7 protein-coding genes and 1 pseudogene are annotated in these 9,861 nt (G+C 70.1%); all 8 read right to left on the bottom strand.

The features are described from left to right. A pseudogene (locus tag GRC12_RS37115) lies at nucleotides 1-819 on the bottom strand (type VI secretion protein); the annotation flags it as partial. Between the two features lie 22 nt (nucleotides 820-841). Beyond that, nucleotides 842-2,269 (bottom strand): ATP-binding protein, encoded by a 1,428-nt coding sequence (locus GRC12_RS37110; protein ID WP_133045784.1) that lies wholly within the window; start codon nucleotides 2,267-2,269, stop codon nucleotides 842-844. A 9-nt stretch (nucleotides 2,270-2,278) separates the two neighbouring features. Continuing rightward, nucleotides 2,279-3,838, bottom strand: coding sequence for an SCO6880 family protein (locus tag GRC12_RS37105; RefSeq protein ID WP_208784539.1), 1,560 nt, complete (start codon nucleotides 3,836-3,838; stop codon nucleotides 2,279-2,281). Next, entirely contained in the window at nucleotides 3,835-5,166 is a 1,332-nt protein-coding gene (locus GRC12_RS37100) for a hypothetical protein (RefSeq protein ID WP_208784538.1), read from the bottom strand. The genes GRC12_RS37105 and GRC12_RS37100 overlap by 4 nt, the downstream gene beginning before the upstream one ends. Beyond that, complete coding sequence (locus GRC12_RS37095) at nucleotides 5,156-5,959, bottom strand: hypothetical protein (RefSeq protein ID WP_208784537.1); 804 nt, start codon at nucleotides 5,957-5,959, stop codon at nucleotides 5,156-5,158. The genes GRC12_RS37100 and GRC12_RS37095 overlap by 11 nt, the downstream gene beginning before the upstream one ends. A 141-nt stretch (nucleotides 5,960-6,100) precedes the next feature. Further along, a complete protein-coding gene (locus GRC12_RS37090) occupies nucleotides 6,101-6,409 on the bottom strand; it encodes a hypothetical protein (RefSeq protein ID WP_014673544.1) in 309 nt (102 codons plus the stop codon). Between the two features lie 379 nt (nucleotides 6,410-6,788). After that, entirely contained in the window at nucleotides 6,789-8,093 is a 1,305-nt protein-coding gene (locus GRC12_RS37085) for a S53 family peptidase (RefSeq protein WP_208784536.1), read from the bottom strand. A 337-nt stretch (nucleotides 8,094-8,430) separates the two neighbouring features. After that, complete coding sequence (locus GRC12_RS37080) at nucleotides 8,431-9,795, bottom strand: S53 family peptidase (protein ID WP_208784535.1); 1,365 nt, start codon at nucleotides 9,793-9,795, stop codon at nucleotides 8,431-8,433. Between the last annotated feature and the right edge of the window lie 66 nt (nucleotides 9,796-9,861).

Genomic DNA, 9,861 nt, shown 5'->3' with positions numbered 1-9,861 from the left:
GTGGAGGCGGGCCGGGGTGTCGCAGCGGTGGGTGGGGTCGTAGAGGAGGACCGGGCCCAGTTTCGCCCGGGGGTCCTTGGTGTCGGCCCAGAGGGACGGGTTCGAGGTGACGACGAGGGCGGGGCCCTCCGCGTCCCGTACGGCCTGGGTCGCGGTCGTGTGGCGGCTCGCGGGTGGGGCGTAGTGCACGGCGCCCTCGGCGCGGTCCCAGCCGCCCGCTACCGGTGCGACGGCCGTCTCGAGCTGGATCGGGGCCGCCGGCTGGGGCAGGAGCGGCTCCGTGCGAGGCACCGGCACCTCGTGGACCTCGGCCGGTTGGGGCGGCCGTACCTCCGTCGGCTGCGGTGCCGGCCGGTCCAGCGGCTGCGGCGTCGGTGCCGTCGCCTCCGGGGCCGGGGCGGTCGCCGCGGCCGTGGCGCGTTCCACCGCCGCCGCGTGCTCCAGGCGGCGTCTGGCGCGGCCCGCGCGCCAGCGGGCCAGGGTGCCCATGACGAAGACGGTGAGGACGAAGAGGACCATCAGCTGGCCGATGAACAGGCCCCAGAACAGGCCGTACCCCGACAGCTGGGCCGTCGGGGTGTCCGGCCAGGCGCCGGTGATGTCGTGGGGCCGGCCGATGAGGTGGCGCATGGCGAGCGGGGTGCGGGTGAAGGAGACCCCGTCGGGCCAGGAGCCCTTGGCGAACAGGCCCGCGAGGCCCGTCGCCGTCCACACCATCAGCGTCATGCCGAGGAGGAAGGCGAGTATGCCGACCAGCAGCCCGTCGGGGATGCCGCCCTGGCCCTCCCGTTCGTCCCGTCTCCGAACGTCCGGTCCCACCACGTCCGCCTCCCCGCCGCCGTTACGCCACCGTCGACTCGGACGAGTCGTCGTAGTCGCTCAGGTGCTGCTCCACGAAGGCCGCCGCCCGTTCCTCCGCCTCCAGTTCGGCGGCGCGCAGCGCGTCGTCGGCCAGCTCGAGGTCGGCGGACGACTCGGTCATCGCGCGGTCGGTGAAGACCAGGGGGCGTTCCGTCTCGGTGATCAGGTGTTTGACGACCTGGACGTTGCCGTTGACGTCCCAGACCGCGATGCCCGGGGTGAGCGTCGGGATGATCTCCACCGCCCAGCGGGGCAGGCCGAGGACCCGGCCGGTCGCGCGGGCCTCGTCCGCCTTCTGGGCGTAGATCGTCCGCGTCGACGCCATCTTCAGGATGGCCGCCGCCTCCTTCGCCGCTGCTCCGTCCACGACGTCACTCAGGTGGTGCACCACCGCCACGAAGGACAGACCCAGTCGGCGCCCGAACTTCAGCAGCCGCTGGAACAGCTGCGCCACGAACGGGCTGTTGATGATGTGCCAGGCCTCCTCGACCAGGAAGATGCGCTTCTTGCGGTCGGGGCGGATCCAGGTGTGCTCGAGCCAGACTCCGACGATCGCCATCAGGATCGGCATGGCGATGGAGTTGCGGTCGATGTGGGAGAGGTCGAAGACGATGAGGGGCGCGTCGAGGTCGATGCCGACGGTGGTCGGGCCGTCGAACATGCCGCGCAGGTCACCGTCGACCAGTCGGTCCAGCACGAGGGCGACGTCCAGGCCCCAGGCCCGTACGTCGTCTATGTCGACGTTCATCGCTTCGGCCGACTCCGGCTCGGGGTGCCGTAGCTGCTCGACGATGTCCGTGAGGACCGGCTGGCGTTCGACGATGGTCTCGTTGACGTAGGCGTGCGCGACCTTGAGGGCGAAGCCGGAGCGCTCGTCCAGGCCGTGGCCCATCGCGACCTCGATGATCGTCCGGAGCAGGGCGAGCTGTCCGGTGGTGGTGATCGCGGGGTCGAGCGGGTTGAGGCGGATGCCCATGTCCAGGGCGGCCGTCGGGTCCAGGCGGATGGGAGTTATCCCCAGCTGCTCCGCGATCAGGTTCCACTCGCCGACCCCGTCCTCGCCCTGTGCGTCCAGGACGACGACCTGGCGGTCGCGGAAGCGCAGCTGGCGCAGGACGTACGTCTTCTCCAGCGCCGACTTGCCGTTGCCGGACTCGCCGAGGACCAGCCAGTGGGGCGCGGGGAGCTGCTGGCCGTAGAGCTGGAAGGGGTCGTAGATGTAGCCCTTGCCGGAGTAGACCTCGCGGCCGATGATCACTCCCGAGTCGCCGAGGCCCGGTGCGGCGGTCGGCAGGTAGACCGCCTGGGCCTGGCCCGTCGAGGTGCGCACCGGCAGGCGGGTCGTCTCGACCTTCCCGAAGAGGAAGGACGTGAAGGCGTCGGTGAGGACGGACAGCGGATCCCGCATGCTTGGTCCCTACCTTCGGATGCCGGTGGCGAACGGAAGTGTGTTCACGAAGGCGCGGTGGTGCTCGCGGTCGCACCACTCCAGCTTCAGGTACGACTTTCCGGCCGAGGCCCGGATGGTCCGCTTGTCGCGGGCCAGGGCCTCGGGGGAGCGGGAGGAGACGGTGATGTAGCCGACGAGGTTCACGCCGGCCGCGCCGCTCGCGAGGTCCTCACCGCGCTGGTCGAGGCGGTTGTGGGCGGCGATGTCACGGGGGTCGACGGTGCGGTTCATCTTGGCGGCGCGGGAGGCCTCGGCCACGTCGTTGGTCTTTTCGGTCAGCATGCGTTCGATGGCTACCTCGGTGGGCTCGAGATCCATCGTCACTGCGACCGTTCGGATGACGTCCGGGGTGTGGACCAGGAGCGGGGCGAGGAAGTTGACGCCGACCGGGGTCATCGGCCACTCCTTCACCCAGGCGGTGGCATGGCACCAGGGCGCACGCGTGCTCGACTCCCGGGTCTTGGCCTGGAGGTACGTCGGCTCCATGGCGTCCAGCTCGGCCGGCCAGGCGTTGCGCTTGGTCATCGCCTGGATGTGGTCGATCGGGTGGTCGGGGTCGTACATGGAGTGGATGAGGGAGGCGAGCCGGCCCTGGCCGAGGGGCTGGCGGACGCGGATGTCCGCCTCCTGCAGGCGCGAGCAGATGTCGGTGAGCTCGCGGGCCATGACGACGGCGAGTCCCGCGTCCCGGTCCACCTTGCGGCCCGCCTGGGGCCTGGCGGCGCGTGCCATCGCCTGTGCCTCGGCGGCGAGTTCGCGGGTGAAGTGCATGCAGGCGACGAGATAGGCGCGGTGCTGCTCGCTGCTGGTGGACACCATGGACTGCAGCTGGTCGTACGACGACTGCAGCCACGGCAGGGCCTTGTCGTCCCCGCGCAGGGCGACGTCCTTGGCGTGGGCGTCGGGGTCGGCGGGGAGGGTGCGGGCGAGCATCTGCAGGCGGGTGACGAAGCCGTCGCCGTTGGCCACGTGCTTGAGCAGGGTGCCGAAGCGGTCGACGAGGGCTTCCTGGTCCTCGGAGTCGCGCAGGCCGACGCCGGGGCCCTCGATCTCGATTGCGGCGGTGACGGTACGGCGGTCCGCGTGCAGGAGAACGGCGATCTCGTCGGGGCCGAAGGGGGCGGCCAGCCAGGTGATGCGGCCGATGCCGGGCGGCGGGCCGATCTCGACCTCACGGCCGTCCAGCCGGGTGCCGGCCTCCATGACTCCGGACCGGTAGAGCGTGCCCTGCTTCAGGGTGCGCTTGTAACTGCGGTTGATCTCGAACCACTTGTAGAAGGTGCGGTGCTTGTACGGCACGTACACCGCTGCCAGGGCGAGCAGCGGGAAGCCCATCAGCAGCACGATGCGCAGGGAGAGGACGGGGACGAGGAGCCCGCACACCATGCCGAGGAACGCGCCCACGATGATCAGCGCGATCTCGCCGGACTCGCGGTTGCGGCCGACGATCGCGTTCGGCCGGGCGCGGCCGATGAGATATGTACGGCGGGGCGTGACCGGATGGGACAGGTGGGACTCGGTCGTCAACGCCCTTCACCTCCCGTGCGGTTGGTACTGCTGTTGCGGGTGTTGCTGGCGTGCGGGGTGTTCACCGGGCTCGCCGAACGGGGTGCGGGTGCGGCGGAGGGGACAGTTCCGCCGCCACCACCGTTCGGGGTACGGGTGCTGTGGGCGGCGACACCGCCGCTGGCCGGGTTGGCCGGGCGGGCGCCGCCGCCCGACGACTGGCCGCCGCCTCCGTTGTCGTTGGCGCGGGCGCTGTGGGTCTTGATGCCCTGGGCGACCATGGTCGCCGGGGAGCTGATGACCGCGGCGGCCTTGCTCTCGGCGCCCTGCATGATGCGGTTGTTGCGGCCGCTGGCGATCTCGTCGCCGAAGCCGGGGACGAAGCGGTAGATCATCGCGCTGGCGAAGATGGCCAGCAGGATGATGGCGAGGCCGGAGACGACTGCGGAGAAGGAGTCCGGGCCATTGTCGGAGGACAGGGCTCCGGCCAGCCCCAGGACGATCACGATGATCGGCTTGACGAGGATGACCGCGATCATGATGCCGGCCCAGCGGCGGACGTGGCCCCAGAGGTTCTTGTCGACGAGGCCGGCGTAGACGACGGTGCCGAGGAGGGCGCCGACGTAGAGCAGGGCGGCGCGGATGACGAGCTCCAGCCAGAGGACTCCGGCGGCGAGGATGCTGACCAGGGAGACGACGATCAGCATGATGGGGCCGCCGCCGATGTCGTTGCCCTTGTTCAGGGCGCCGGAGAAGGTGCCGAAGAACACGTCGGTCTGGTCGCCGGTGGCCTTCGCGAGGACGTCGGTGACGCCGTCCGCCGCGGACACGACGGTGTACAGGATGAGGGGCGTGAACGCGGAGGCCAGCACGGTCAGCCAGAGGAACCCGACGGCTTCGGAGATGGCGGTGCTCAGCGGCACGCCTCTGACGGCCCGCTTGGCGACGGCCAGCAGCCACAGCAGGAGGGTGAGGATGGTGGAAGCGGCGAAGACGACGGCGTACTGCTGAAGGAACTTCTGGTTGGTGAAGTCGACGTTCGCGGTCTCCTTGACGGCATCACTGAGCTTGTCGATGGTCCAGGATGCGGCTTTGGCACAGCCCTGGCCCAGGGAGGCGAGCGGGTCGAGGGTGGAGGTGAGGCTGGGGGTGGTGCCGCCGGTGGTGCCCTTGTCGCCGTTGCCGCGCTCGCAGTACTGCTTGGCGGGCCCGACGATGAGGTCGCACTTGTCGTCCGAGGGCGTCGGCGACGGCGATGGGGCGGCTGCGGCCCGGGTCGCGAACAGTACGGCAGCGGTCTGGACGGCCGTCAGGGCGGCGGTGACCTTGAGTGCGCGGCTACCGGGCATAGGTGAAGCCTCCGTACTCCTCGACGGCCTTGGACATCTCGTCGGCGCTGGAGGCCTTGTTGTCCCCGGGGACGGGCGCGGGGCCGTCCTTCTGGGAGAAGCTGTCGACCTTCCAGTCACCGCCGGACCAGCTCAGCTGGAGCGTCATGGTGAACCAGTCGCTGGTGACCGGGTTGGTCGACTGCTGGCCGGCGGTGCCGTACAACCCGGTGCACCACACCTCGGCCGTGGCCGTGGTGTCCGAGTAGCTCGTGGTCTTGGTGCCGATCGGCACGGTGCGGGAGACATAGGTGCTGCCCGCGGCCGCGTTGCCGTTGGCATCGAGGCCGATCTTGCTCAGGAAGTCGCTGGAGTAGGCGCTGTCGAGTTGCTGCTGCAGCGTGGCCTGCTTGGCGGGGACGAAGACCTGCTGGACGATCTCGGTACGCCGGGCCGGCTTGAGGATGTCGGCCGAGACGAGAACCGTCGCGTAGTTCGCCGCCGCGCTCTCCGCCCCCTGCTGGTCGTGGGCGAAGCCCGAGGGGATGCCCGCTGCTCTCGACTGGACCGGTTTCTTTCCCGTCGCCGCTGTCGATGAGCTCTTCGGCTTGTTGGCGTTGGTGTCCGTCGATGACGAGGAGTCGTCGCCGCCGCGGTTCGCGAAGGCGATCGCTGCGATCAGGAGGACCACCACGCCGACCACCGTCACCAGGCCCCGGGACGACGAGCGGCCGCCCCGCCGCGCGCCCCCGTACACGTCGCCGCCCGCGTCGGGCAGCCTGGTCCGGGTCTGCCCCTCGTCTCCGAGACTCATGCCGCGTACGCCCTCTCCACCTCGTAGAGATACGACGGTAGCCGTGCTGGTTCCCGCGCGGGCGCGGTGTGGTGACTCGACATCAGGGAAACGCAACCTCAGCCGGTGAGCACGACGGGCGGGTGGGGGAGGAGTTGTCTGCTAGACGGCCATGCCGTACACGATGGTGAAGAGCGTGCCCAGTGAGCCGATGATGAAGACGCCGGTGAGGCCGGCGATGATGAGGCCCTTGCCCTGTTCCGCGCTGAAGGTGTCGCGCAGGGCGGTCGCACCGATGCGCTGCTTGGCCGCGCCCCATACCGCGATGCCGAGGCAGAGCAGGATGGCGACGGCCATCACGACCTCGATCATCACCTTCGCCTCGTTGCCCAGGCTGCCGAAGGGGCCCCAGTCCGGAGCGATCCCGCCGATGATGGTGTTGATGTCTCCCTTGTCGGCCGCAAAGAGCATGTAAGTCACCGCCCCTGGTGGGTAGTTCCGGTCGATCCGGTGGTTCCGGTTCCGCGTCCCCTGCCTCGGTGCAGAGGTCAGGCTCATTGTCGCCGACAATGTCGCCGTCGCATGTCGACTTGACGTCATTGGTTGGCGGGTTTCGTACGAATAGCTCGTACGGTAACTCTGTGTATCACGGCAGGTCACGCCGGGCAATGAGGCCTGCGCGGAACCAGTCGTGTGGTTCCGTCGTTGACCCCTTCTATGACCTGCGCCGTTTCTGACGGTCGGTCGGGTGAGTGGTCGTGCCGATGTTCTCCCGGTGAAGGGTAACCCGGCAACGCGAACGGGCCGCGGTGGGAGGCCGCGGCCCGCTCGGTGACGCAGGGTCAGTCGGTCAGCCGGTGAAGGCGGAGACCCCCTCGGGGGTGCCCCAGCCGGTCGGGCCGTCGTAACCCGACTGGGCGGTGCACAGGTAGCTGGTCGAGCAGGAGCCGTTGTTGCCGCTGGTCACGTCGTTCAGCGCCGAGGTTCCGGCCTTCGCGTAGGGGAAGGAGGCGGGGTAGGAGGAGGAGGACGGGGTGCCGGCGAGGGCGTAGACGCCCGCGATGATCGGCGAGGAGGCGCTCGTACCGCCGAAGGTGTACCAGCCGGCGGTGACGCCGTAGGAGTCGTACACCGAGACGCCGGTCGCCGGGTCGGCCACCGCGGAGACGTCCGAAATCGTGCGCTTGGAGCAGCCGGTGTCGGTCTGCCAGCTCGGCTTGGCGTCGTAGGAGGAGCAGCCGGAGCCGGTGCCCTCGGTGCTGGAGGTCTTCCAGACGGTCTCGGTCCAGCCGCGGGTGGTGGAGGAGGTCTTCAGGGCGGTGCCGCCGACGGCGGTGACGTACTTGGAGGCGGCCGGGTACTCGGCGCCGTAGCCGCTGTCGCCGGCGGAGACGGTGATGGCGACGCCCGGGTGGTTGAAGTACGAGGAGTCGTAGGACGTGTCGGAGGAGGACTCCGAGCCGCCGTAGCTGTTGGAGACGTACTTCGCGCCCAGGGTGACGGCCTCGTTCACGGCCTTGCCCAGGTTGGCCATGGTGGCGCTGGTGGCCTCGACGAGGAGGATGTTGCACTTCGGGCAGATGGCGGAGGCCATGTCGAGGTCGAGGGAGATCTCCTCGGCCCAGCCGCTGTCGCTGGAGGGCAGCGAGGTGGTGGAGCCGGTCTGGCTGACCTTCTTGAAGCAGCCGTTGGCGGTGGTGCAGGCCGACAGGCCGTAGTAGGAGCGGTAGGTGGCGAGGTCGGACTCGGCGTTCGGGTCGTTGTACGCGTCGACGATCGCGATGGTCTCGCCGGAGCCGTTGGAGGCGGCGGCGGAGGTCAGGCCGTACGCCGACTGGAGGTTGCTCGGGCCGTAGCCGGAGGGCGTGGTGGCGTCGGCGGCCTTCGGGGTGACCCCGGTGCGGGCCGCCTGCTGCTTCTGGAAGGCGGTGAGTCCGCCGGTCACGCGGTAGGAGTTACAGGCCAGTTCGCCCTTGTGCTTGGGGGTGGCGCAGGGGGTCGCGGTCCAGGTGACCTTGGCCGGGGCGGTGGCCGCGTCGGCCTGTACGGCGGTGCCGAAGCCCGCGAGCACGAGGGCCGCTGCCGCGGCCGCCGCGGCCCCGATGCGGCGCCAGGCTCTGTGGCCGGCCGGTCTGTTGGGGGGAGTGGAACGCATCGTGCAGCCTCCTGATGTTCCTGAGTGGGGTGGAAACAGGGGCGGTGCGGGTGCGAAACCGCCGGTACGGGTTCCCCGGCGGTGGGGCGGCGGCCCGCCCACGACTGTCGCTTGTTGAGTACGCGACAACAAGAGGTGTACGGAATTCTGACTTCCGGATTACTGAACAAGGTCGGGGCCTTTACCCAACGCACAGGAAAGTCAAGGTTGTTGCATGGGAAACGGGTCGCGGCCGGCTGCCGTGACCCGTTCCCCCTGCGTGCCGCCGAGGAGACCCCACGTACTCCTCACTCGGCCGGCTCCCCGTGACCCTTCGGGGAGGTCGTGCGTGCTCCGGTCAGCCGGCCGTGAAGGCGTCCAGGCCCTCCGGGGTGCCCCAGCCGGTCGGGCCGTCGTAACCCGACTTCGCGGTGCAGAAGTAGCTGGTGGAGCAGGTGCCGTTGCTGCCGCTGGTGACGTCGTTGAGGGCGGAGGTGCCGGCCGCGTTGTACGGGTACTGGGCCGGGTAGTCGCTGGAGCCCGGGGTGCCGGCGAGGGCGTAGACCGAGGCGATGATGGGCGACGAGGCGCTGGTGCCGCCGTAGGTGTTCCAGCCGGTGCCGTCGGAGCCGTAGGAGTCGTAGACGGACACACCGGTCGCCGGGTCGGCGACGGCGGACACGTCGGCGATCATCCGCTTGCTGCAGCCGGTGTCGGTCTGCCAGCTCGGCTTGGCGTCGTACGACGAGCAGCCCGAGCCGGTGCCCTCCGTGCTGCTGGTGTCCCAGACGCTCTCGGTCCAGCCGCGGCTGTTGGAGGAGGTCTTCAGGGCGGTGCCGCCGACGGCGGTCACGTACTTGGAGGCGGCCGGGTACTCGGCGCCGTAGCCCTCGTCGCCGGCGCTCGCGGTGATGGCGACGCCCGGGTGCTTGTAGTACGAGGAGTCGTAGGTGGTGTCCGAGGAGGACTCGGAGCCGCCGTAGGAGTTGGAGACGAACTTGGCGCCCAGCTTGACCGCCTCGTTCACCGCCGTGCCGAGGTTGGCGTCGCTCGCGGACTTCGCCTCGACGAGGAGGATGTTGCAGTTCGGGCAGACGGCGCTGACCATGTCGAGGTCGAGGGACTCCTCACCGGCCCAGCCGCTGTCGGCCTTGGGCAGGGAGGTCGTGGAGCCGGTCTGGCTGACCTTGCTGAAGCAGCCGTTGTCGGTCGTGCAGTCGGGCAGGCCGTAGTACGAGCGGTAAGTGGCCAGGTCCGCCTCGGCGTTGGGGTCGTCGTAGGCGTCGACGATGGCGACGGTCTCGCCGGAGCCGGCCGAGGAAGCCGCGTCCGTCAGGCCGTAGGCCGACTGGAGGTCGCTCGGGCCGTAGCCGGTCGGGTCGTCCGAGGCGGCGTTCGGCTTCACGGTCTTCGGGGCGACGCCCTTCAGCGCGGCCTGCTTCTCCATGAAGGCGGTGGTGCCGCCGGTGACCCGGAGGGCGTTGCAGGAGGCGTAGCCCTTCTTCGGGTGCGCGGCGCAGGCGTTCTCGTAGCGCACATGGGCCTTGGCCACCTGCGCGGCGATCGTCCTGGCGCTCACCTTGTGGGTGCCGCCGGTCGCCGCGTCCGCGTGGGCCGCGCTGCCGAGACCGGCGAGCACGAGGGCGGCGGTGGCCGCGGCCGCGGAGCCGATGCGGCGCCATCTGCCGCGTATGTGGGGGGAGTTGGGGGTGGACGTACGCAACGTACAGCCTCCTGGGAGTGGTGGACAGAGGCCTGCGGGTGGGGGGTCCACCGGTGTGGTTGCCGG

Source organism: Streptomyces griseorubiginosus, from assembly GCF_017614965.1.
Lineage (GTDB): Bacteria > Actinomycetota > Actinomycetes > Streptomycetales > Streptomycetaceae > Streptomyces > Streptomyces griseorubiginosus_B.
This window is presented reverse-complemented; position numbering and strand designations above follow the sequence as displayed.

Bases quoted from the DNA above. Each gene is read 5' to 3' on its own strand.
- GRC12_RS37110 (WP_133045784.1), bottom strand. From the start codon at position 2,269: ATGCGGGATCCGCTGTCCGTCCTCACCGACGCCTTCACGTCCTTCCTC.
- GRC12_RS37100 (WP_208784538.1), bottom strand. From the start codon at position 5,166: ATGCCCGGTAGCCGCGCACTCAAGGTCACCGCCGCCCTGACGGCCGTC.
- GRC12_RS37095 (WP_208784537.1), bottom strand. From the start codon at position 5,959: ATGAGTCTCGGAGACGAGGGGCAGACCCGGACCAGGCTGCCCGACGCG.
- GRC12_RS37090 (WP_014673544.1), bottom strand. From the start codon at position 6,409: ATGCTCTTTGCGGCCGACAAGGGAGACATCAACACCATCATCGGCGGG.
- GRC12_RS37085 (WP_208784536.1), bottom strand. From the start codon at position 8,093: ATGCGTTCCACTCCCCCCAACAGACCGGCCGGCCACAGAGCCTGGCGC.